Below are 22,915 nucleotides of genomic sequence, written 5' to 3'. Positions count from 1 at the left end.
CCTCGATCCATCGGCCACTTTGGACGCGCTCAAAATCACCTGCTTTGGTGCCTTTCTTGTGGCACAACAGGCGGCCAAGCGCATGCAAGTGCGCGGCAGTGGCAGTATCTTCTTTACGGGGGCTTCGGCGGGTGTCAAAGCCTTTCCAAATTCGTCGGTTTTTGCGATGGGTAAATTTGGCCTGCGTGCCCTTGCGCAGTCACTAGCGCGCGAACTTCATCCGCAGAATATACATATCGGGCATTTTATTATCGATGGCAGCATCCAATCATCCGCCACTATAGATAATTCCGATCATACCAGACTTGACCCTGATGAAATTGCCCGCACCTATATCGAATTTCATCGCCAGCATCGGTCTATCTGGGCATGGGAAATCGAATTGCGCCCTTGGGTGGAAACCTTCTAAATTATCTTCATCTTCCAACATGTATAAAGAATATCTCACACCGCGTTCAGATCGATTGCGATCATCGTGTCAAATACATATATATATTAGCTGATGAAAATATCGTTATTTGGGGTATGGGATGAAAGCTTTACTTTTTGGATCAATCGGCGTCATCGCAGAAACCTCTGAGTTACAGCGTCAGGCCTATAATATGGCTTTTGCCGAGCATGATCTTGATTGGTATTGGAATGTTGCAAATTATTGCCGGCTTCTAAATGAGCCAGGCGGCGTGAAACGTTTGACCTCTTATGCAAGTGGCAAAGTTTCACCAGATTTAATCCATAGCATTCACCAAGCGAAAGAAAGCTTTTTTGAAACCTTGCTCATGCAAGGTATCGCGCCGCGTGCGGGTGTAGTTGGATGCCTTGAACATTGCGCCCGACAGAATATTAAAGTCGGCTTTATCACAACGACGTCGCAACGGAATATCGATAATCTGGCAAAGGCATTATCGCGTCATATTGACTTTGGCTGTTTTGATCTCATCACAACCAAGCAGGACGTGATTGAGGAAAAGCCAAATGGTGCTGTTTACCAGCTAGCGGTCACAAAATTAGGCGTTGCGCCCGAAGACGCTGTGGCCATCGAGGATACCGAGCCTAATCAGGAAGCCGCGCTGCAAGAACAAATCCTTTGTTACCTATATGCAGGTGAGTATGCAACCACGCGCCATAATATCAATGCCGTGAAAAACTTGGATATTATCAGCAGTCAAATATCCTAAAGAACAGGCGTGCGCACCCTCTAATACATTGTGGATAGCGTCACTAGGCTAAGCACCCTAGTCATTACAACAGGCTCAAAACCCATGGCGTCGCGTCGCGGAGTCCAGATTGTTTACCGTGAAATCTCTGCCAGTCAGATCATCCAAAAACCCCCGTATCATGATTGGTATCATGATCGGTGTAATGATCGGTATGAATACGATAGGTGCGTTATTTACTATATGCAGATTATGTTATTATATGGTTTAGTCGGGATCGTTATAAGGCAACTGGCGGATAATGTGCAGACAGACACATGCTAGGCCATGTCTGGTTTTGAAGAAATGGAAACACAATGTTAACCTGGTTACGCACCATGCCGGCATCAAAACGTGGTGCTGTGCTTCTTGTTTCTGGGATCTCTATTTTCGGGTTCTCGGACAATTTGACATTGCTGGTTTCGGATCAGGTTGGTGTTGGCCAGTTTCATTTTAGCCGGTCATTATTCGCGGTTCTGATGGTGGCGCTTCTTGGCAGGGTTTTTGGGCTTTCCGTTATGCCACGTCATTGGAAGCCTATGCTGGCCAGAACTGGCTTCATGGTGACATCGATTTTGCTTTATTTCAGCGTCATGCCGATGATGCCGATTGCCGAAGCAGGTGCAGGCCTTTTTACATCACCTATTTTTGTTCTGTTATTTTCAATGGTTCTGTTTAAAGAGCGCATCGGGTGGCGTCGGATAATCGCTGTGCTAATTGGTACAATCGGGGTCATTCTTGTTTTGCAGCCAGGCAGAGACGGCTTTGCCATTTATCATATGTTGCCGGTCATCGCGGGGGCGTCCTATGCTATGGGGTCAATCATCACCTATCGGTATCTTCAAGACGAAAGTTCGCTCGCCATTTTGATGAGTTTTATCGTGAGCATCGGACTATGTGGCGCCCTTGGGACATCTGCCTTAACACTCTTTCCAGTATCGCCCGATTTGCTGGAACAAGCGCCTTTCCTGTTCAGAGGCTGGCACGCTGTCGATGGTGTGTTTTGGTTTTGGATGGTTATAATTGCGGCGGGTGCTTGCGCGGCCTTATCCTTGATGACGCGAGCCTATCAACTGACTAAAACGAGTTATGCCGCGATCTATGAATATGCCTATCTGATTTCAGTCGGTTTATTTGGCTGGCTGTTTTGGGGAAACATGCCCAACGCCATAAGTATTATTGGCATTGCCCTTATCGTAAGCGCTGGCGTCATTATTGTGCTGGCACAGCAAAATATGGATGACGCCTAGATAATCACGAACGCTTATCAATTCAGCTTTTCAGCAAATTTATGAATATTGTTGAAAAGGTTTCCGGCTTTATAATTTTCATTCATCGAAATGGTCACCAAAACGGTATCAGTTGTTTCATCAAGCACGACGAACTGACCGCCATGCCCCTGCAAGACCATCGCCACTATGAAACTGGTTGGTCAAGCATATATTCTCACAACCCACGGCAAGCCCATATCCACCGCCGAATCGATGAGCTAGATGTTTTCAAAATGGTGTCGCCAAGCAGGGCTTGAGAACCGGACGGCACACGGTGTCCGCAAGGCCGTCGGCAATATTCTGGCCGAGGCAGGATGTAGCCAGTATTAGATGATGGCGATACATGGCCATAGCGAGTCACGCACATCGGAAGTTTACACACGCGGCGTCAAGCGACCAGAACTGGCGAGACAGGCATAGAAACCATGCGAGGCATGGAATGGTAACGACAACGAAAGAAAGCTAGGGTGGAAAAATGTCCCATGATCTATTTTAACGTGGGACACTTCGGATCGCAAAGCGCTGATAAATAATATATTTTTTGGGGGAAATGGTGCTGGCGGAGAGACTCGAACTCCCAACCGCCCGATTACAAATCGGGTGCTCTACCAATTGAGCCACGCCAGCACGTAACGGTCTTTTACCAGAGTTTTTGCTGGGGTCAACAGTTTGCGATCGCAAAGTTTAAACAATTTATCCTAATGCGCTATTTTGGCCATCATGAGTCGGATAATCCGCGCCAGTTCCTTTGCCAGCATATTATGGCTACCTTCAGCGACATACATGAAGATTCCATAATTGGGTAGGGGTGGCAGTCCGGCCTCGGCGGGGATTTCATCCCAATCGGGATTGTTAGTACCTTCCAGCACCGCCGTGATCGCTAGGTCGGCACTGATAAAGGCCATAATATTCTGATTATCATAACTGCTAAATGGAATATCCCAAGTGATATCATGCTGGTCAAGTGCGGCTATGGCTTCGCCGCGGAAAATACAGGTTGGTTGATAGGCCAGCTGAAATGGCCGTTTTTTCCAGACCGCACCACCAGCCGCGCTATACCAGCTTGGCGTCCGTTGTAATAACTTGGCATCGGCATCGCCCTTGGTCTCGGTGGTTAGGATAATATCGGCGCGGCCATGCGCCAGCGCATATTCGTGGGCGTCCAGCCACGCATATTCGCTCCTTTTACAACGAACGCGGGCGATGCCCGACGGCGCGCTAGACCAGCTTGGCGTATCAGCCTTTGGCCGCATATAGGGCGATTGCGGCGGCGATAGATACATTCAGGCTGTCGGCTTCAGCCGCGATATCGATTCGGACAAGATGATCGCAATGTTCGCGGCTTAGCCGACGCAAGCCCGGGCCTTCGGCGCCCAGCATGATGGCCAGACGCCGAAAATCTGCCAGCGCCCCAACATCCATCGTGCCATCACCAGCCAAACCGGCAACGGTGATATCATGATCCTGTAAGCTCTCGACTGCCCGTGCCAGATTGACCACCCGAATGATAGGGATATGTTCAAGTGCGCCTGTTGCTGTCCGGGCAAGCGCACCATTTTCTTCGGGTGCATTCCGATGTGTGGTGATAATCGCGTTACACCCAAAGGCGCGTGCTGAACGCAAAATAGCCCCAACATTACGGGGGTCGGAAATCTGATCAAGCATGATGATACGTATAGGCTTATCGGCACTGTCAGCGATGAAATCGTCAAGATGCGGGGCGTCCAATGGCCAGACGGCTGCCGCCATGCCCTGATGCACTGCCTTTTCGCTATCATGCCCGCCAATGCCATCAAGTCGCCGCCGTTCAATTGGGCGAGCGTCGGGCAGTTCGGCTTGTCGGTTTGCTTCCAGATCTTGGTATAGCGCGTCAAAGCTATCACGACTGTCATCAGTTATATAAAGAGCGGCGATACGGCGATTTGGATTGGCGAGTGCCGCGGCAACAGCATGTCGTCCCCACAGAAAATAGCCACCTTGAGGAGGTTTTGGCGCGGCTTTTATTTGTGCATCGTCATTTTGCCTAGTTGATGCCCCCCGACGCGATGCTTTTGACACGCTTCGACCAGATATGCTTGGCGCATGTTTTACAGAGTCAAAAGGTGGGTTTTTACCTTGGCTTTTGACCTTGGGTCGCTTTTTACTGCTTTTTGGGCTCATTATATGACTTCTTTGTTGACAAACTGGCTCGTACTTTTTAATTCGCAAGACCTTCATTTTTTCGCAAGTCAAAAGGTGCAGGTATTTAAGGCAATCCGGTGGGGTGGCCGAGTGGTTAAAGGCAGCAGACTGTAAATCTGCCCGCGTAGCGTACGTAGGTTCGAATCCTACCCCCACCACCATTGTTATGGCATCAATTTGCCAGTATATACAGTTTTTCCCGTCAGCTAGCTGATAAATAATCCATCGGACCTTTCAATGCCTGCGGCACGGTCCACCATTTTAGAGAAAAGGGCGAGCCCATGTCTAAGGAAAAGTTTGATCGTTCCAAGCCACATTGTAACATCGGAACGATTGGTCACGTTGACCATGGTAAGACGACATTGACAGCAGCGATCACTAAGGTGATGGCGGAAGCTGGCGGCGCGGAGTTTCAGGATTACGACCAGATTGACAAGGCACCAGAAGAGCGTGCCCGCGGCATTACCATTTCAACAGCACATGTTGAATATGAGACAGATAACCGTCACTACGCGCATGTTGATTGCCCGGGTCACGCCGATTATGTAAAGAACATGATCACAGGTGCGGCGCAGATGGATGGCGCGATTCTGGTTGTATCAGCGGCTGATGGCCCGATGCCGCAGACACGCGAGCATATTTTGTTGGCGCGTCAGGTTGGTGTGCCGGCTTTGTGCGTATTCATGAACAAGGTTGACCAGGTTGACGATGAAGAGTTGCTTGAGCTTGTTGAGATGGAAATTCGCGAATTGCTGTCATCATATGAGTTCCCAGGCGATGATATTCCGATTATCAAAGGATCGGCATTGACCGCGCTTGAGGGTGGTGACGAAAAGATTGGTGCTGGTGCGATCAACGAATTGATGGCGGCGGTTGATGCGTATATTCCCCAGCCAGAGCGTCCGAAGGATCAGCCATTCTTGATGCCGATTGAGGATGTGTTCTCGATTTCGGGTCGTGGTACGGTTGTGACTGGCCGCATTGAGCGCGGCATTGTGAATGTTGGCGAAGAGATTGAGATTGTTGGCCTAAAAGATACACAAAAGACAACCTGTACGGGTGTTGAGATGTTCCGCAAGCTGCTTGATCAGGGTGAAGCTGGCGATAATGTTGGTGTGTTGTTGCGTGGTACCAAGCGTGAGGAAGTTGAGCGTGGTCAGGTTCTATGTGCGCCAGGTTCGATTGCACCACATACTGAGTTCAAGGCCGAGGCTTATATCCTGACCAAGGATGAGGGTGGCCGTCATACGCCGTTTTTCTCGAACTATCGTCCACAGTTCTATTTCCGTACGACGGATGTGACAGGTTCGGTTGAGCTGCCATCAGGCACCGAAATGGTTATGCCAGGTGATAATATCGCGATGACCGTGACCTTGATTGCACCGATTGCGATGGATGAAGGCTTGCGCTTTGCGATCCGCGAAGGTGGCCGCACCGTGGGTGCTGGTGTCGTCGCAACTGTGATAAAATAAATCGAATACCCAGCCTGATTGATGTTACAATCAGGCTGATAGAAGTTTAGGAGTGTAGCTCAATTGGTAGAGCACCGGTCTCCAAAACCGGGGGCTGTGGGTTCGAGTCCCTCCGCTCCTGCCATTTTCACCGATGGTATTATGAAAACCTCTAGCTGTAATGGCTGGGGGTTTTTTCATGGGTTTAACGGTTGTGCCTGTGGATATATCAGTGAAACCTATGACCGTGGCATGAACCCTGCAAAAGTATTAAATGCTCGGTGTTTTCACGTCACATCTATTGCACCGCGACGATGCGCTCGCGCCGGAACATATAAATGCCGGTGGCAACGATGATTGCCATGCCGCTCAGCGTCAGATTGTCAGGCCATTCGTCAAATACCACATATCCCAGAATGATCGCCCAGATCAGCGCTGAATAGCGGAATGGCGACACAAAGCTGATATCGCCAACCCGCATGGTCATGACGCTGAACAGATAGGCCACAACAATCACGCATGCTGTCGCCACCAATATAACCCAGCTTGTTAATGATGGGGGCACCCAGCCTGATGCAGGCATCATGACCGCGCCAAGACTTGTAATAGCGATCGCGGTAATCAGCGTGACAAATAAAGATGGCATATCGCGCGACAGACGGCGGGTGACAATATCGCGCACGGTTACACAGGCAACCGCCGCTAGCCCCCATAATGAATACAGGCTGAAACCATCTGTCCCAGGGCGTATGATAATCAGAACCCCGATGAAGCCAATAATGATCGCGCTCCAACGCCGCCAGCCTACAGGTTCGCCTAGGAACAACGCCGCCACCATCGTCACGCTCAGAGGCAGCGTCTGTAAGATCGCAATGATATTGGCCAGTGGCATATTCGCCAATGCTGTTAGAAAGCAGATTGTCGCCGCTACTTCGGCGCCAGCGCGAATCAGAACGATGCTCATGTCATGGCGGCTTGCGCGCACAAACAGCTGATTGCGTCGATGCGCCATATAGGTGATCACGGGTAAACATAGCAAGCCACGTAACAACACGGCTTGGAATAACGGTATGTCACCAAACAAAAATTTCATCATAGTGTCATTGGCGGTAAAGAAGAGTACGCTAATCGCCATCAGCGCCGCACCGCGGGTATTGTCTGAGACAGGCATGTGTTTCATATCCAATGGCTGTCATGCTGTATCGCACCGCCTTAATTTCACCTAGGCTTATCGTAAGCTAGGGTCAAGTATATAAAGCGCTTCGACCACGTGGCGCTTTGATTTTGTTCCATGCGGTGACGTGCGTTAAGGCGGTAAAATTTTGTTGCTACATATATGCTTAAATCCCATATCAAGGGTTGCTTTGCCGGTGATGTTTTGGTAATAGGCTTCATCCACGGTGGCATTCTTCGACTTTATTGGTTGTAACAGGATTTCCCGGCACAGGCACATAGGCCTTGGTCGGGGACTTGGGCTGAGAGTATTAACTAGGAAAGACGATGCAAATGTATGCTGCTATTGTGAAAATTGAACTTGAAGTGGCAGCTATCGATGGCTAAAGTGTCGCCCGCACAGTTTGTTAGGCAGGTACGTCAGGAAATCAGTCGTATTTCTTGGGCGTCTCGGCGTGAAACAGGAACAGCTACGCTTACTGTGTTTATTATGGTAACCATTGCCGCGATTTTCTTTTTGCTGGTGGATATGGTGCTTTCGAATGTTGTCCAGTTTGTTCTAGGCCTTGGTAGCTAGGAGCCCTAGTAGCTGGGAACGAAGTGGTTTTTTTGTGGTTTTGCTAATGGCAAGACAAATTGGGATTTATTGATGGCCAAACGCTGGTACGTTGTTCATGTGTTCTCAGGATCTGAGAAAAAGGTCGCTCAGGCAATCACCGAGCAGGCCGCGACGCATGGGCTAGAAGATCAGATCGATGAAGTGATGGTTCCTACCGAAGAGGTAGTTGAGATGCGCCGTGGTGTGCGCGTCCAGTCCGAACGTAAATTCTTCCCCGGTTATATCCTTGTGAAACTGGAACTCAGCGACGAGGCGTGGCAGCTTGTCACCAGCCAGCCGCGGGTCACAGGTTTCTTGGGCGGCAAAGGCAAGCCCATTCCGATTACCAATGGTGAGGCTGAACGCCTGATCAAGCAGATGAGCGACGGCGTCGAGCGCCCCCGTTCAACAATCACATTCGACGTTGGCGAGCAGGTACGCGTATCTGATGGCCCGTTTGCCTCCTTTAACGGATATGTTGAAGAGGCTGATGATGATAAGGCAAGGTTGAAAGTTACAGTGTCTATCTTTGGGCGCTCAACCCCAGTCGAGCTGGAATATAGTCAGGTAGAAAAAGTTTAAACAGATGCGGTTAACGCAATAACGATGGCATCACTTAACATGATGTCCCGTAAGTCAGGGAAAGATAGTTATGGCAAAGAAGATTGACGGATATATCAAGCTGAATATTCCAGCTGGTGCGGCTAACCCGTCACCACCGGTAGGCCCAGCATTGGGCCAGCGCGGTGTAAATATCATGGAATTTTGTAAGGCGTTCAACGCGGCGACTGACTCACTGGAAAAGAATATGCCTATTCCAGTTGTTATCACCGTGTATCAGGACAAGTCCTTTACTTTCACCACTAAAACAGCACCAGTTAGCTATTTCCTGAAAAAAGCTGCGGGCTTGCCAAAAGGTGGTCAGGAGCCTGGCCGTACTGTGGCGGGTAAAGTGACAATGGCGCAGGTGCGCGAAATCGCCGATCAAAAGATGGGTGATATGAATGCGGTTGATATTGAAGGTGCCACAAAGATGGTGATGGGTTCTGCCCGCGCTATGGGCCTTGAAGTGGTGGAGGGCTGAACTAATGGCTAAACAGACAAAGAACTTACGTGCTGCTTATGAAGCGGTTGACCGGAACAAAGCCTACGCGCTAGCTGAGGCTGTCGAGCTGGTAAAATCAAACGCCAAGGCAAAATTTGACGAAACGATCGAAGTTGCCATGAATTTGGGTGTTGATCCCCGTCACGCTGACCAGATGGTTCGCGGTGTTGTGGCGATGCCTAATGGCACGGGCAAAACCATGCGGGTTGCGGTTTTTGCCAAAGATGCCAAAGCTGATGAGGCCAAAGCCGCCGGTGCTGACCTTGTTGGTGCTGATGATCTTGCCGAAGCTATCCAGAATGGCGAATCTGCTTTTGATCGCGTGATTGCAACGCCTGACATGATGGGTGTTGTTGGTCGTCTTGGTAAGGTGCTTGGCCCACGTGGTCTGATGCCTAACCCAAAGCTGGGCACGGTGACTGCGGATGTTGCCGAGGCTGTTAAAGCTGCTAAGGCAGGTGAAGTTCAATATCGCGCTGAAAAGGCTGGTGTTGTGCATGCTGGTGTTGCCAAAGCGAGTTTTGGTGCCAAGCAGATCGAAGAAAATGCCAATGCCTTTATCGAAGCTGTTCGCAAGGCGCGTCCAAGCGGTGCCAAAGGCACTTATATCAAAAAGATCACAATCAGCTCAACTATGAGCGCTGGCGTGTTTGTCGAAGATAACGCCTAGACGAATTTGAATTCTTCATCGGCGCGGTGACGTGTCGATGATGATTAGGGGTGGTGCTTGCACGACCCCGCACCTGTCCAAGACTGCAGGGGCGCCGATCCAGCCATTAGGCTGACACGTGCTTAATAACCTGTAATAGACGGGGAGCAAAAGCGGAATTACCGCTTGAACTTCTTATGGGCAGGCCAGCGGACCGGAGGATTGTTTCCGGTCTTGTTTTGCAACCGGGATGGCATGCCCAACAGGGCATAAGATCCTAAACGAAGAGTGGAGATTATCGGTGAATAGAACAGAAAAAGCCGAATTGATCGAAACCCTGCAAGCAACCTTCAATGCGTCAACAACAATTGTTGTGGCACATCAGGTTGGTTTGACCGTTGCAGAGAGTGGCGAACTGCGTCTAAAGATGCGGGAAGCCGGTGCTGGCTTTAAGGTAACCAAAAACCGGATTGCCAAGCTAGCGCTTAAAGACACGCGCTACGAAGATTTGGACAGCCTGTTTACCGGACCAACAGCGATTGGTACGTCGCAAGACCCGGTGGCAGCAGCCAAAACCCTCGTAGAATTTGCCAAGTCGAATACAAAATTGACCATCATCGGCGGCAGTATTGACGGGAAAATTCTCGACAAGTCTGGCGTTGAAGCGTTGGCCAAATTGCCATCACTTGACGAATTGCGCGGCAAGCTTGTTGGGCTTTTACAAGCACCAGCAGGGAAACTTGCACGTGTGGCTCAGGCTCCGGCCGGAAAGCTCGCACGCGTCATCAAAGCACGCGAAGACCAATTGCAGAGTTCATAATTTAAACCTAGAAGTTCAAGCTTAATGGAGTATACAAATGGCTGATATAGCAAAAATCGCAGAAGATCTTTCCAACCTTACAGTTCTCGAAGCTGCTGAGTTGGCAACTATGCTGGAAGAGAAGTGGGGCGTTTCTGCTGCTGCTGCTCCTATGGCAATGGCAATGCCAGCTGGCGGCGGTGACGCTGGCGGCGCGGCTGAAGCAAAAACCGAATTTGACGTTGTTCTGACTGCCGCTGGTGCATCAAAGATCAATGTTATTAAAGAAGTTCGCGCGATCACAGGTCTTGGCCTGAAAGAAGCAAAAGACCTCGTCGAAGCTGCACCTAAGGCTGTTAAAGAAGCTGTGTCTGAAGACGAAGCAAACGAAATTAAAGGCAAGCTTGAAGAAGCTGGCGCCTCTGTCGAAGTTAAGTAACTTTGACGGAACAGCTTGAATTTAAAAGCTGTTGAAATTGCTTGCACCGGGTGGCGTTTCGCTATCCGGTGCAAGGTCGTTAAAAACCTGAAAGCTGAATGATTTTCGCTTGAGGGACTAAACCACGCTTCCAGCTTAGCTTTTTTTTAGTTGGGAAGCAGAGATTTTGATGAGGGATCACTAAATGGCATCGCATGTAAGTACCTTGGATAGTCGCAAGCGGGTTCGCCGCACGTTTGGGCAGCTGGAAGAAATCACCCCAATGCCAAACCTGATTGATGTTCAGCGGTCAAGTTATGATACTTTTTTGCAAATGGATGTTCCGGTTCCCGATCGTATTGATCATGGGTTGCAGGAAACCTTCAAATCAGTGTTCCCGATCGGTGATTTCGCTGGTCGTTCGATACTTGAATTTGTGTCTTATGATCTGGAAAAGCCGAAATATGATGTTGAAGAATGTCAACAGCGCGGGCTAACCTATGCCTCGCCGCTTAAAGTGACCTTACGACTGGTGGTCTGGGAAGAAGACGAAGATACAGGCGCGCGTTCAATCCGCGACATCAAGGAACAGGACGTCTATATGGGCGATCTGCCGCTAATGACGTCAAATGGTACCTTTATTGTGAATGGCACCGAGCGAGTGATCGTTTCACAGATGCACCGTTCGCCAGGCGTGTTCTTTGACCATGACCGCGGCAAAACACATGCTTCGGGCAAATTGCTGTTTGCCGCCCGCGTTATTCCTTATCGCGGGTCATGGCTGGATTTTGAATTTGATGCCAAAGATATTCTGAATGTGCGGATTGACCGCAAGCGTAAACTGCCATCAACCACTTTTATGATGGCTTTACCCGATGCTGATTCATTGACCTATATGGAGGCCTGCGAAGAATCAGGTGAAGACGTTGATCCAACGCGTATTGTTGGCATGAGCCGCGAAGAAATTCTTGGCTATTTTTATAATGCGGTTGACTATAAGCGTGATGGTGATGGTTGGCGTCACGCGCTTGACCCTGAAACCCTTAAAGGTAGCCAGCTGATACGCGATCTTGTTGATGCCGACACCAAAAAAGTTGTTGCCAAATCAGGCACAAAAATGACACCACGCTCGCTGAAAAAGCTGGTTGAAGATGGCGTTAAAGACATACTGGTGCCTGATACAGATATTCTGGGCCGGTTTATTGCTGAAGACATCATCAATATGTCGACTGGCGAAGTCTATGCCGAAGCGGGTGAAGAAATCACCGAAGAGCTGATGGCACGCTTTGTTGAAAACGGAAATGATGAGATCAGCATCTTGTTCATTGATAATGTCAATTATGGTCCGCATCTGCGCAATACTCTTGCCGCTGACCGGAATACCTGCCGTGAAGAGGCGCTGGTTGATATTTATCGTGTTATGCGTCCGGGCGAGCCACCAACATTAGAAAGCTCGCATGCTTTGTTCCAGAGCCTGTTTTTCACATCAGAGCGTTATGATTTGTCATCGGTTGGACGTGTAAAGATGAATTCACGCCTTGAACTAGATACAGATGATTCTGTTCGTATCTTGCGCAAGCAAGACGTGATGGCGATCTTGAAAGTGCTGACTGGTCTGAAAGATGGTCGCGGTGATATTGATGATATCGACCATCTTGGTAACCGCCGGGTACGTTCGGTTGGTGAATTGATGGAAAACCAGTATCGTGTGGGTCTGTTACGGATGGAACGTGCCATTCGTGAACGCATGGGTTCAGTTGAAATCGACACTGTCATGCCTGCCGATCTGATTAACGCCAAGCCGGCGGCTGCCGCTGTACGTGAATTCTTTGGCTCATCGCAGTTATCTCAATTTATGGATCAGACCAACCCCTTGTCTGAAATTACTCATAAACGCCGCGTATCGGCGCTTGGGCCGGGCGGTTTGACCCGTGAACGTGCGGGCTTTGAAGTGCGCGATGTGCATCCAACGCATTATGGCCGGATTTGCCCAATTGAAACACCTGAAGGCCCAAATATTGGCTTGATTAACTCGCTGGCCACCTTTGCCCAAATCAATCGTTACGGCTTTATTGAAACACCCTATCGTAAAGTTGTCGAAGGTAAGGTGACAGACGAAGTGCGCTATATCTCGGCGATGGAAGAAGGTCGGTATACAATTGCCCAGGCGAATGCCGAACTTGATGATAAGGGCGTATTTGTTGGTGAATTGATTCCGGTGCGTCGGGCTGGCGAAATTGGCCTTGCGCGTCCAACCGATATCGAACTTATGGACGTATCGCCGAAACAGCTAGTTTCGGTTGCTGCGGCTTTGATTCCGTTCCTCGAAAATGATGATGCGAACCGCGCCTTGATGGGGTCGAACATGCAACGTCAGGCTGTGCCTCTGGTGAAATCCGAAGCTCCGATCGTGGGCACCGGTATGGAAGCCCGTGTTGCGCGTGACTCGGGTGTGACAATCGTTGCAAAACGTGCTGGTGTAATCGATCAGGTCGATGCCACACGTATTGTTGTTCGTGCCAGTGAAGAAACCGCAGAAGATGTGTCACCAGTTGATATCTATAGCCTGTTGAAATTCCAGCGTTCAAATCAGAATACAACAGTCAACCAGCGTCCGCTTGTCAAAGTAGGCGATACGGTTCGTCGTGGTGATATCATTGCCGATGGCCCATCAACCGAAGACGGTGAATTGGCGCTTGGCCGGAATGTGCTTGTCGCCTTCATGCCATGGAATGGTTACAACTTTGAAGATTCAATCCTGATTTCTGAGCGTATCGTCCGTGACGACGTATTCACCTCGATTCATATCGAAGAATATGAAGTGATGGCGCGTGATACAAAGCTTGGTCAGGAAGAAATCACCCGTGACATTCCCAATGTCGGTGAAGAAGCTCTGAAGAATCTTGACGAGGCTGGCATTGTATATGTCGGCGCCGAAGTCGGGCCTAGTGATATTCTGGTTGGTAAGGTGACACCAAAGGGTGAATCACCAATGACACCTGAAGAAAAACTGCTCCGTGCCATTTTTGGTGAAAAGGCGTCTGATGTTCGTGATACCTCACTGAAACTGCCACCAGGCGGTTCAGGCACGGTTGTCGAAGTGCGTGTGTTCTCTCGTCGTGGTGTTGAAAAAGACGAACGTGCGCTGGCGATTGATCGCGCCGAAATAGATCGTCTTGGCAAAGACCGTGATGACGAACGTAGCATTCTTGAGCGTGGCTTTTATGGCCGTATGACCGAACTCTTTGCTGGTCAGACAGTGGCTTCGGGGCCAAAAGGCGTGAAAGCAGGCACTAAAATCGATGATGCGTTGCTTAATGAACTGCCAAAGTCACAATGGCAGCAAATTGCTGTTAAAGATGACAATGTGCAAAAGCTGATTGAAGCGCAGATTGCCAACTTTGAAAATGCTGTTGCGGCTTTGCAGGCACGTTTCAATGATAAGGTTGACAAGCTCCAAGGTGGTGATGAATTGCTGCCAGGCGTGATGAAGATGGTAAAGGTCTTTGTTGCCGTGAAGCGCAAGCTTCAGCCTGGTGACAAAATGGCTGGCCGTCATGGTAACAAGGGTGTGATTTCGCGGATCGTTCCGGCCGAAGATATGCCATATCTTGAAGATGGTACGCCGGTCGATATCGTGCTGAATCCGCTTGGTGTGCCGTCGCGAATGAATGTTGGTCAGATTCTTGAAACTCATCTTGGGTGGGCGGCGCGTGGTCTTGGTAAACAGGTTGGTGCGGCTGCTGAAGCGGCGCGTGCTACTGCTGATACCTCAAATCTGCGTGATACCTTGTCGGGCATATATTCAGAAGAGCAGTATAAGAACGAATTGGCGGTCATGGATGATGACCAGATCATTGAACAGGCCGAAATTCTTGGTCGCGGCGTGCCAATGGGAACGCCGGTGTTCGATGGTGCGCGGGAAGCCGATGTTGTGGGTCTGTTGAAAAAGGCTGGCCTCAGTGAAACAGGTCAGGAATGGCTTACCGATGGCCGAACAGGCGAGGTCTTCGACCGGGCGGTTACCGTTGGCTATATCTATATGCTGAAATTGCATCACCTTGTTGATGACAAGATCCATGCCCGTTCGATCGGTCCTTACTCGCTGGTTACCCAGCAGCCTCTTGGTGGTAAGGCACAGTTCGGAGGACAACGCTTTGGTGAGATGGAGGTCTGGGCACTTGAAGCTTATGGTGCGGCCTACACCTTGCAGGAAATGCTAACCGTGAAGTCGGATGACGTGTCTGGCCGTACAAAGGTTTATGAAGCCATTGTCCGCGGTGATGATGACTTTGAATCTGGCATTCCGGAGTCTTTCAACGTTCTGGTCAAAGAGCTGCGCTCACTTGGTCTGAATGTCGATTTGCATGAGGCAGAATACTAAGCCGTAAAGGCTAACGCCCCCACCGCGACGCCGTTGGGTGGCAGGTAATTAATTGAAACCAACTTATGTTGGAAAGGTAGATAGATGAACGATTTGATGAATCCTTTCGGGCAAGCACAAGGTCCGCAGAGCTTTGACAAAATCAGAATTTCCATCGCATCACCCGAGCGTATTCGGTCATGGTCATTCGGTGAGATTAAAAAGCCTGAAACGATCAACTACCGTACGTTTAAGCCGGAAAAAGACGGTCTTTTCTGTGCCCGTATTTTTGGTCCTGTTCGTGATTACGAATGTCTTTGCGGTAAATATAAGCGGATGAAGTATCGCGGTATTATCTGCGAGAAATGTGGTGTTGAAGTAACCTTGTCCAAAGTGCGTCGTGAACGCATGGGTCACATCGAACTGGCCGCACCGGTTGCGCATATCTGGTTTTTGAAATCACTGCCAAGCCGTATTGGTCTGCTTGTCGATATGACATTGAAGGATCTGGAACGCGTCCTCTATTTTGAGAATTTCGTCGTTATCGAGCCTGGTATGACATCGTTGGTCAAAGGCCAGCTTCTGTCAGAAGAAGAATATTACGATGCCCAGGACGAATTTGGTGACGATGCGTTCGAAGCCAGTATTGGCGCCGAAGCGATCAAGAAAATTCTTGTTGATCTTGATCTTGACCAAGAACGTATAAAGATCCGTGAAGAACTGATCGCTACCGGATCCGAAGCCAAGCGCAAGAAACTGGTAAAGCGTCTGAAGCTTGTCGATGCTTTCAAGGATTCTGGATGTCGTCCTGAATGGATGATCCTTGACGTTGTGCCTGTGATTCCACCGGAATTGCGTCCGTTGGTACCGTTGGATGGGGGTCGTTTTGCCACCTCTGATCTGAATGATCTTTATCGCCGGGTTATCAACCGTAATAATCGTCTAAAGCGGTTGATTGAACTGCGTGCACCAGACATTATTGTCCGCAACGAAAAGCGCATGTTGCAGGAATCGGTTGATGCCTTGTTTGATAATGGTCGTCGTGGCCGGGTTATCAGCGGTGTTAATAAGCGTCCGCTGAAATCGCTATCTGATATGCTTAAAGGCAAGCAAGGTCGTTTCCGTCAGAACTTGCTTGGTAAGCGCGTCGATTATTCAGGCCGTTCGGTTATCGTTGTCGGACCTGAACTTAAACTGCATCAATGTGGTTTGCCAAAGAAGATGGCGCTAGAACTATTCAAGCCGTTTATCTATTCAAAGCTAGAGCTATATGCGATGGCGAGTACGGTCAAAATGGCGAAACGCATGGTGGAAAAAGAACGTCCCGAAGTCTGGGATATTCTTGAAGAGGTGATCCGCGAGCATCCGGTGATGCTGAACCGGGCACCAACCCTGCACCGTCTTGGTATTCAGGCGTTTGAGCCGGTTTTGGTTGAGGGCAAGGCCATTCAACTGCATCCATTGGTATGTACAGCCTTTAACGCTGACTTTGATGGCGATCAAATGGCGGTGCATGTGCCTCTGTCGCTTGAAGCCCAGCTTGAAGCCCGCGTTCTGATGATGTCGACAAACAACATCCTCAGCCCGGCAAATGGCAAGCCGATCATAGTGCCGTCACAAGATATCATCCTTGGCCTCTATTATATGTCGATGATCCGTGACGGTGAAAAGGGCGAAGGCATGGCGTTCTCGAACGTCAAGGAAATCCTGCTTGCCCTTGGCAATGGTTCAGTGAGCCTGCATGCCAAGGTAAAGGCGCGTGTCCCAACGCGTGATGCTAATGGTGAGCGCGTGTTAGCGGTTGTTGAAACAACCCCGGGTCGTGCCCAGCTGGCTGATCTGCTGCCTGACAACCCGTCTTGTTCGTTTGAGCTTGTGAACAAGCTGATGACCAAGAAAGAGGTGAGTAACGTTATCGATCACGTCTATCGCCATTGTGGTCAGAAAGACACGGTCATTTTCTGTGACCGTTTGATGGGGCTTGGTTTTGGTCAGGCGTGTGACGCGGGTATCTCCTTTGGTATTGCCGATCTGACAACGCCTGAACTGAAGGAAAAATTCGTTAATGAAGCCGAAGCCGAGGTCAAGACGTTCGAACAGCAATATCTCGATGGTCTGATTACGCAAGGTGAGAAATATAACAAGGTGGTCGATGTCTGGTCACGTTGTTCGGATCTTGTCGCTGACGAGATGATGAAAGGTATTTCAACCGAGACCGATGGCGAACCGATTAATTCAGTCTGGATGATGGCACATTCCGGTGCGCGTGGTTCGGCTGCTCAGATCAAACAGCTGGCTGGTATGCGGGGACTGATGGCCAAGCCGTCAGGCGAGATCATTGAAACACCAATCATTTCATCCTTTAAAGAAGGTTTGAATGTTCTGGAATATTTCAACTCGACGCATGGTGCCCGTAAAGGTCTGGCTGACACCGCTTTGAAAACGGCGAATTCGGGGTATTTGACACGTCGTCTTGTTGACGTGGCGCAGGATTGTATCATTCGTGAAGTCGATTGCGGCACCTCCAAAGGCCTTACCATTCGTCCCGTTCTAAATGGCAGTGAGATCGTTGACTCGCTTTATGAAAGAATTCTAGGACGGGTGTTGGCCGAAGATCTGGTCGATGTCAAAACCAGCGAAGTGATTTTGCCAGCTGGTGAAATGGTCACCGAAGAGCATTTTGACAAGATCGAAACATCTGGTGCTGATCAGGCTTTGATCCGCTCGGCATTGCTATGTGAAGCCGATACCGGCATCTGTGCAAATTGCTATGGCCGTGATCTGGCACGTGGAACTGACGTGAATATGGGTGAAGCTGTTGGTGTTATCGCCGCACAGTCAATCGGCGAGCCGGGTACCCAGCTGACAATGCGTACCTTCCACGTAGGTGGTGCTGCCCAGCGAGATGCCCAGCAGTCAAATATTGAGGCGACAATCGGTGGTACCGTAAAGCTTGAAGATGCGACATTGGTTACCGACAAAAATGGCATCCCTATTGTCATGAGCCGGAATACTGAGTTGCTTATTCTTGATGAAAAGGGTCGCGAGCGTCTTCGTCACCGTCTGCCATATGGTGGTAAACTGTTGGTAAGTGAAGGCGAAGAGATTGCGGCTGGCAAGATATTGATCGAATGGGATCCATATACAATGCCAATCATCACCGAAATGAATGGTACTGCGCATTATGTCGACCTGACTGATGGCACATCTGTTCGTGAGGTAACTGACGACACAACAGGCATCTCAAGCCGCCAAGTGGTTGACTGGAAAACGGCTGCGGGCGGTGCAAACCTGCGTCCACGCATTACCTTGCGAGATGAAAAGGGCGAAGTGTTGACATTGGCCAACGGTCTTGAGGCACGTTACTTCCTGTCAGCAGGTGCGATTCTCTCGATTGAGAATGGTGCCGAGGTTCAAGCTGGTGACGTGCTGGCGCGTATCCCGCGTGAGTCATCAAAGACACGTGATATCACAGGTGGTTTGCCACGTGTTGCCGAACTCTTTGAAGCGCGTAAGCCAAAGGACTTTGCTGTTATTGCCGAGGCTGATGGTCGTGTTGAATTTGGTAATGACTATAAGGCAAAGCGTCGTATCCGCGTAGTGCCGCTTGATGGTGATTTGGAAGCAGTTGAATATCTGTTGCCAAAAGGTCGTCCGCTGGCTGTAAACGAAGGTGATGTTGTCCGCAAAGGTGACTTGTTGCTTGATGGTAGCCCGGTGCCACATGATATTCTGAGCATTCTGGGTGTCGAGGAACTAGCGGCCTATCTGGTCAAGGAAATTCAGGACGTCTATCGTCTGCAAGGTGTTAAGATCAATGATAAGCATATCGAAGTCATTGTTCGCCAGATGTTGCAGAAGGTTGAAGTCGAAGATGCTGGTGACAGTACATTCCTTGTTGGCGAACAGGTTGATCGTGAGGAGTTTGCGCAGGCCAATATAGCTCTTGAAGCTGAAGGTTTGCGCATTGCCACAGCGCATCCGGTTTTGCTTGGTATTACAAAGGCGTCTTTGCAGACTAAATCCTTTATCTCTGCTGCGTCCTTCCAGGAAACAACCCGCGTTCTGACTGAGGCAGCCGTTAGCGGTCGTGAGGATACGCTAGATGGTCTGAAAGAGAATGTCATTGTCGGTCGGTTGATTCCGGCAGGAACCGGTTCGGTCATGAATCGGCTTCGTCGGATTGCTTCGGATCGCGATAAAGGCATCTTGGCACAGCGCGCCGCCGCTGCACCAGCGCTTGAAAGCAGTGAATTTGCCGCCGAATCGGAAGAAACGGTGGTTGAAAGTGACGCATAATTGGTGTGAACGTGCCAATTTTACGTTATTTGAAAAAAAATGGGGATAACGGACGGGTTTGCGTAAAAAGCGCTTGACCCATCCACCCCCAAAAACATAGTATCCGCCAACCTTTTAGACCTTGGTGGTGGTTCACTCTGCTGGATGCAGAAGTCGTACCAGACGCAGGGCCTGTATATTAGGTGAAGAAAATTGCTCCGTTAGCGGAGATTAAACCGAGAGTTTTACCTTGTTTAACAAGGAAAATTCCCTCTGTTGCACGTTTTGTGCGTATTTGGTCGAGACAAAAAAGGGGCAGTAATGCCAACGATTAACCAGTTGATCCGTCACGGGCGCAAGCGTCCTGTTGAACGTACTAAAGTTCCGGCAATGGAAGCATGTCCGCAAAAGCGTGGCGTATGCACCAGAGTCTATACAACAACACCTAAGAAGCCGAACTCAGCGCTTCGTAAGGTAGCACGAGTGCGCCTGACGAACGGTTTTGAGGTTTCCAGCTATATTCCAGGCGAAGGTCACAATCTGCAGGAGCACTCAGTTGTGCTTATTCGGGGCGGCCGCGTAAAGGATTTGCCGGGTGTTCGCTATCACATCATTCGCGGTACTTTGGACACACAAGGCGTGTCTGATCGTCGTCAGCGTCGTTCAAAATACGGCGCTAAGCGTCCTAAGTAAGAAGAGGCAGATATGTCACGTCGTCATAGAGCAGTAAAACGGCCGGTTCTTCCGGATCCAAAGTTCAAAGATACAGTTGTATCAAAGTTTATGTCATGCTTGATGTATGACGGTAAGCGTTCGATTGCTGAAAAGATTGTATATGGTGCTTTTGATCGTATCGAAACCAAATCCGGCAATGAGCCTGTAAAGGTTTTTCATGATGCGCTTGAAAATGTTCGTCCAAATCTTGAGGTGCGTTCTCGCCGTGTTGGTGGTGCAACCTATCAGGTTCCTGTTGAGGTTCGCTCCGAGCGTGCCCAGGCGCTGGCTATTCGCTGGTTAATTGACAGTTCACGCAAGCGTGGTGAAACAACCATGGTTGATCGCCTGTCAGCTGAATTGCTTGATGCATCTAACAATCGTGGCAACGCTGTAAAGAAGCGTGAAGACACCCACAAAATGGCAGAGGCTAACCGGGCCTTTTCGCATTACCGCTGGTAAGCCTGAAAGCAGGAGCAATAACATGTCACGTGAATATCCATTAGATCGTTACCGTAATTTTGGCATTATGGCTCATATTGATGCAGGTAAGACAACTGCAACAGAACGAATTCTTTATTATACAGGCCGCTCACATAAAATCGGTGAAGTTCATGATGGCAACGCCACAATGGACTGGATGGAACAAGAACAAGAGCGTGGCATTACCATTACCTCAGCGGCGACAACCTGTATGTGGTTCCGGACAAATGATGGTGAAACCCCGTCAGGCGAGCATGGCGCGACTGAAGACGAAGCTAAATTCCGTTTCAACATCATCGATACACCAGGACACGTTGACTTTACGATTGAAGTAGAGCGCTCATTGGCTGTTCTTGATGGTGCTGTTTGTGTTCTTGATGCGAACGCTGGTGTTGAGCCTCAGACAGAAACAGTTTGGCGTCAGGCTGATCGCTATTCAGTGCCACGTATTGTTTTCGTCAATAAGATGGATAAGACCGGCGCAGACTTCTTTAACTGTGTTGATATGATCCGTGATCGCACTGGTGCCGTGCCTTTGCCTGTGCAGATGCCCATTGGTGCTGAAACTGAGCTTGAAGGTATTATTAATCTTGTCACCATGAAAGAATGGGTATGGGATTCAGAAGATCTTGGTGCAACATGGACCGTTAAGGACGTTCGCCCTGAATTGGCCGAAAAAGCTGCTGAAATGCGCGCTTATCTGATCGAGATTGCTGTTGAGCAGGACGATGTGGCCATGGAAGCCTTCCTTGAAGGCGAAGAGCCTGACGAAGCGACCTTGCAGCGTTTGATCCGTCTTGGCACCTTGAATATGTCATTCGTGCCTGTGCTATGTGGATCGGCCTTTAAGAACAAAGGTGTTCAGCCGATGTTGAACGCTGTTATCGATTATCTGCCAGGTCCATTGGACGTGCCAGCCTATAAAGGCTTTGCACCAGGTGACGTAACTGAAACACGTGATATTGAACGTAGTGCAGACGACGCCGCTCCGCTTTCAGGTCTGGCATTTAAGATCATGAATGATCCGTTTGTTGGTTCGCTTACATTCGTTCGTATCTATTCTGGCACGCTCAATAAGGGTGACAGCATTCTCAATTCAACCAAAGGCAAGCGCGAGCGTGTCGGCCGGATGATGTTGATGCATTCTAACAACCGTGAAGAAATCGATGTGGCCTATGCAGGTGATATCGTGGCGCTTGCGGGCATGAAGGAAAGCACCACTGGTGATACGCTTTGTGACAATGCAAAGCCTGTTGTTCTTGAGACGATGACGTTCCCTGATCCGGTTATCGAAATTGCGATCGAGCCAAAGTCAAAGAATGACCAAGAAAAAATGTCAACAGGGCTTCAGCGCCTTGCGGCTGAAGATCCATCATTCCAGGTGACAACTGACATTGAGTCAGGCCAGACCATCATGCGGGGAATGGGTGAGCTTCACCTTGATATTTTGGTTGACCGTCTGAAGCGTGAATTCAAGGTTGAGGCGAATATCGGTGCGCCGCAGGTGGCGTATCGTGAAACCATCACTAAAGAAGTTGATATTGATTACACCCACAAGAAACAGTCGGGTGGTACAGGTCAGTTTGCGCGTGTGAAGATCAAATTTGCGCCGCTTGCCGAAGGCAATTTTGAATTCACTAATAAAGTTGTTGGTGGAAACGTTCCAAAGGAATTTATTCCGGGCGTTGAAAAAGGTATCGTAATGGCCAAGGAAAGCGGCACAATCGCTGGCTTCCCGGTTATCGACTTTTCTGCCGAACTTTATGATGGCGCCAGCCATGATGTTGACTCATCTGTTCTGGCCTTTGAAATTGCTGGCCGGGCTGCGTTCCGTGAAGCCATGCAAAAAGCGGGCGCTAAGCTGCTTGAGCCGGTTATGCGCGTCGAAGTTATTACCCCTGAAGAATATATGGGTGATATCATCGGTGATCTGAACAGCCGTCGGGGTAACGTCGGCGGTATGGATCAGCGCGGTAATGCCCGTGCGATTGATGCAATGGTGCCTTTGGCCAACATGTTTGGCTACATCAATACGCTTCGTTCGATGAGCCAGGGCCGCGCCCAATATTCAATGCAATTCGACCATTATGAACAAGTGCCTCAAGCGGTTGCGGATGAAGTCCGCGCCAAAATGGCCTAACTGAAACTAAAGCATAGGAGACCAGAGACATGTCTAAGGAAAAGTTTGATCGTTCCAAGCCACATTGTAACATCGGAACGATTGGTCACGTTGACCATG

Annotated in this window: 19 protein-coding genes and 3 tRNA genes; 17 read left to right on the top strand and 5 right to left on the bottom strand. The window is 49.5% G+C overall.

The annotated features are described in order from the left end of the window. The 3 genes from ACTF7Q_RS06490 to ACTF7Q_RS06480 form a co-directional block, all read left to right on the top strand. Positions 1 to 409 (top strand): SDR family NAD(P)-dependent oxidoreductase (locus ACTF7Q_RS06490; RefSeq protein ID WP_438997037.1); only part of this gene is annotated, 409 nt, incomplete at its 5' end. 121 nt (positions 410 to 530) lie between these two features. Beyond that, complete coding sequence (locus ACTF7Q_RS06485; RefSeq protein WP_438997036.1) at positions 531 to 1,175, top strand: HAD-IA family hydrolase; 645 nt, start codon at positions 531 to 533, stop codon at positions 1,173 to 1,175. 356 nt (positions 1,176 to 1,531) lie between these two features. Then, a complete protein-coding gene (locus ACTF7Q_RS06480) occupies positions 1,532 to 2,443 on the top strand; it encodes a DMT family transporter (RefSeq protein ID WP_438997035.1) in 912 nt (303 codons plus the stop codon). 17 nt (positions 2,444 to 2,460) lie between these two features. Here the strand turns inward: ACTF7Q_RS06480 and ACTF7Q_RS06475 are convergent, their stop codons facing one another. The 4 genes from ACTF7Q_RS06475 to rlmB form a co-directional block, all read right to left on the bottom strand. Further along, a complete protein-coding gene (locus ACTF7Q_RS06475; protein ID WP_438997034.1) occupies positions 2,461 to 2,598 on the bottom strand; it encodes a hypothetical protein in 138 nt (45 codons plus the stop codon). 417 nt (positions 2,599 to 3,015) lie between these two features. Continuing rightward, positions 3,016 to 3,091: transfer RNA gene (locus tag ACTF7Q_RS06470), tRNA-Thr, on the bottom strand. 71 nt (positions 3,092 to 3,162) lie between these two features. Beyond that, the gene (locus tag ACTF7Q_RS06465; protein WP_438997033.1) at positions 3,163 to 3,747 is read right to left on the bottom strand and encodes a hypothetical protein; all 585 of its coding nucleotides are present in this window, start codon (positions 3,745 to 3,747) and stop codon (positions 3,163 to 3,165) included. Continuing rightward, positions 3,701 to 4,624, bottom strand: a complete 924-nt coding sequence (gene rlmB, locus ACTF7Q_RS06460) for a 23S rRNA (guanosine(2251)-2'-O)-methyltransferase RlmB (protein WP_438997032.1) — start codon at positions 4,622 to 4,624, stop codon at positions 3,701 to 3,703. Before rlmB ends, ACTF7Q_RS06465 begins: the two co-directional genes overlap by 47 nt. Before the next feature lie 97 nt (positions 4,625 to 4,721). Between rlmB and ACTF7Q_RS06455 the strand changes: the two genes are divergently transcribed. The 3 genes from ACTF7Q_RS06455 to ACTF7Q_RS06445 all read left to right on the top strand — a co-directional run bounded on the left by ACTF7Q_RS06455 (position 4,722) and on the right by ACTF7Q_RS06445 (position 6,241). After that, positions 4,722 to 4,806, top strand: a tRNA-Tyr gene (locus ACTF7Q_RS06455). A 120-nt stretch (positions 4,807 to 4,926) separates the two neighbouring features. Continuing rightward, the gene (tuf, locus tag ACTF7Q_RS06450) at positions 4,927 to 6,117 is read left to right on the top strand and encodes an elongation factor Tu (protein WP_438997031.1); all 1,191 of its coding nucleotides are present in this window, start codon (positions 4,927 to 4,929) and stop codon (positions 6,115 to 6,117) included. Positions 6,118 to 6,165: 48 nt separating this feature from the next. Beyond that, a tRNA-Trp gene (locus tag ACTF7Q_RS06445) sits at positions 6,166 to 6,241 on the top strand. Between the two features lie 153 nt (positions 6,242 to 6,394). On the opposite strand, the gene ACTF7Q_RS06440 is transcribed toward ACTF7Q_RS06445, so the two are convergent. Continuing rightward, the gene (locus ACTF7Q_RS06440; protein WP_438997030.1) at positions 6,395 to 7,267 is read right to left on the bottom strand and encodes a DMT family transporter; all 873 of its coding nucleotides are present in this window, start codon (positions 7,265 to 7,267) and stop codon (positions 6,395 to 6,397) included. A 381-nt stretch (positions 7,268 to 7,648) separates the two neighbouring features. Here ACTF7Q_RS06440 and secE point away from each other — a divergent pair, with 381 nt between their 5' ends. From secE to fusA, 11 genes are all read left to right on the top strand, one after another. Then, the gene (gene secE, locus ACTF7Q_RS06435; protein ID WP_041860950.1) at positions 7,649 to 7,846 is read left to right on the top strand and encodes a preprotein translocase subunit SecE; all 198 of its coding nucleotides are present in this window, start codon (positions 7,649 to 7,651) and stop codon (positions 7,844 to 7,846) included. 72 nt (positions 7,847 to 7,918) lie between these two features. Further along, positions 7,919 to 8,449, top strand: coding sequence for a transcription termination/antitermination protein NusG (gene nusG / locus ACTF7Q_RS06430; RefSeq protein WP_438997029.1), 531 nt, complete (start codon positions 7,919 to 7,921; stop codon positions 8,447 to 8,449). 70 nt (positions 8,450 to 8,519) lie between these two features. Beyond that, the gene (rplK, locus tag ACTF7Q_RS06425) at positions 8,520 to 8,951 is read left to right on the top strand and encodes a 50S ribosomal protein L11 (RefSeq protein ID WP_438997028.1); all 432 of its coding nucleotides are present in this window, start codon (positions 8,520 to 8,522) and stop codon (positions 8,949 to 8,951) included. Between the two features lie 4 nt (positions 8,952 to 8,955). Continuing rightward, a complete protein-coding gene (gene rplA, locus ACTF7Q_RS06420; RefSeq protein ID WP_438997027.1) occupies positions 8,956 to 9,642 on the top strand; it encodes a 50S ribosomal protein L1 in 687 nt (228 codons plus the stop codon). A 280-nt stretch (positions 9,643 to 9,922) separates the two neighbouring features. Next, positions 9,923 to 10,441, top strand: a complete 519-nt coding sequence (gene rplJ / locus ACTF7Q_RS06415; RefSeq protein ID WP_438997026.1) for a 50S ribosomal protein L10 — start codon at positions 9,923 to 9,925, stop codon at positions 10,439 to 10,441. A 37-nt stretch (positions 10,442 to 10,478) separates the two neighbouring features. Then, positions 10,479 to 10,859, top strand: coding sequence for a 50S ribosomal protein L7/L12 (gene rplL, locus ACTF7Q_RS06410; RefSeq protein WP_332923346.1), 381 nt, complete (start codon positions 10,479 to 10,481; stop codon positions 10,857 to 10,859). Between the two features lie 184 nt (positions 10,860 to 11,043). Then, positions 11,044 to 15,222 carry a DNA-directed RNA polymerase subunit beta gene (gene rpoB, locus ACTF7Q_RS06405; protein WP_438997025.1) on the top strand — a complete coding sequence of 1,393 codons (4,179 nt, stop codon included), beginning with the start codon at positions 11,044 to 11,046 and terminating at the stop codon, positions 15,220 to 15,222. Positions 15,223 to 15,306: 84 nt separating this feature from the next. Then, entirely contained in the window at positions 15,307 to 19,500 is a 4,194-nt protein-coding gene (rpoC, locus tag ACTF7Q_RS06400) for a DNA-directed RNA polymerase subunit beta' (protein WP_438997024.1), read from the top strand. A gap of 300 nt (positions 19,501 to 19,800) precedes the next feature. Next, positions 19,801 to 20,172 carry a 30S ribosomal protein S12 gene (rpsL, locus tag ACTF7Q_RS06395; RefSeq protein WP_013047256.1) on the top strand — a complete coding sequence of 124 codons (372 nt, stop codon included), beginning with the start codon at positions 19,801 to 19,803 and terminating at the stop codon, positions 20,170 to 20,172. Positions 20,173 to 20,184: 12 nt separating this feature from the next. Then, entirely contained in the window at positions 20,185 to 20,655 is a 471-nt protein-coding gene (gene rpsG / locus ACTF7Q_RS06390; RefSeq protein WP_438997023.1) for a 30S ribosomal protein S7, read from the top strand. Between the two features lie 22 nt (positions 20,656 to 20,677). Then, entirely contained in the window at positions 20,678 to 22,816 is a 2,139-nt protein-coding gene (fusA, locus tag ACTF7Q_RS06385; protein WP_438997022.1) for an elongation factor G, read from the top strand. The last annotated feature ends 99 nt before the right edge of the window (positions 22,817 to 22,915 follow it).

The organism is Puniceispirillum sp. (SeqCode), from assembly GCF_965657105.1.
In the GTDB taxonomy this organism is placed as follows: domain Bacteria; phylum Pseudomonadota; class Alphaproteobacteria; order Puniceispirillales; family Puniceispirillaceae; genus Puniceispirillum.
Note: the sequence above shows the minus strand (reverse complement) of the source record. Positions and strands in the feature narration are given on the sequence as shown.

Coding starts and splice junctions, on each gene's coding strand:
- ACTF7Q_RS06485 (WP_438997036.1), top strand. CDS start 531: ATGAAAGCTTTACTTTTTGGATCAATCGGCGTCATCGCAGAAACCTCT.
- ACTF7Q_RS06480 (WP_438997035.1), top strand. CDS start 1,532: ATGCCGGCATCAAAACGTGGTGCTGTGCTTCTTGTTTCTGGGATCTCT.
- ACTF7Q_RS06465 (WP_438997033.1), bottom strand. CDS start 3,747: ATGTATCTATCGCCGCCGCAATCGCCCTATATGCGGCCAAAGGCTGAT.
- rlmB (WP_438997032.1), bottom strand. CDS start 4,624: ATGAGCCCAAAAAGCAGTAAAAAGCGACCCAAGGTCAAAAGCCAAGGT.
- tuf (WP_438997031.1), top strand. CDS start 4,927: ATGTCTAAGGAAAAGTTTGATCGTTCCAAGCCACATTGTAACATCGGA.
- ACTF7Q_RS06440 (WP_438997030.1), bottom strand. CDS start 7,267: ATGCCTGTCTCAGACAATACCCGCGGTGCGGCGCTGATGGCGATTAGC.
- secE (WP_041860950.1), top strand. CDS start 7,649: ATGGCTAAAGTGTCGCCCGCACAGTTTGTTAGGCAGGTACGTCAGGAA.
- nusG (WP_438997029.1), top strand. CDS start 7,919: ATGGCCAAACGCTGGTACGTTGTTCATGTGTTCTCAGGATCTGAGAAA.
- rplK (WP_438997028.1), top strand. CDS start 8,520: ATGGCAAAGAAGATTGACGGATATATCAAGCTGAATATTCCAGCTGGT.
- rplA (WP_438997027.1), top strand. CDS start 8,956: ATGGCTAAACAGACAAAGAACTTACGTGCTGCTTATGAAGCGGTTGAC.
- rplL (WP_332923346.1), top strand. CDS start 10,479: ATGGCTGATATAGCAAAAATCGCAGAAGATCTTTCCAACCTTACAGTT.
- rpoB (WP_438997025.1), top strand. CDS start 11,044: ATGGCATCGCATGTAAGTACCTTGGATAGTCGCAAGCGGGTTCGCCGC.
- rpoC (WP_438997024.1), top strand. CDS start 15,307: ATGAACGATTTGATGAATCCTTTCGGGCAAGCACAAGGTCCGCAGAGC.
- rpsL (WP_013047256.1), top strand. CDS start 19,801: ATGCCAACGATTAACCAGTTGATCCGTCACGGGCGCAAGCGTCCTGTT.
- rpsG (WP_438997023.1), top strand. CDS start 20,185: ATGTCACGTCGTCATAGAGCAGTAAAACGGCCGGTTCTTCCGGATCCA.
- fusA (WP_438997022.1), top strand. CDS start 20,678: ATGTCACGTGAATATCCATTAGATCGTTACCGTAATTTTGGCATTATG.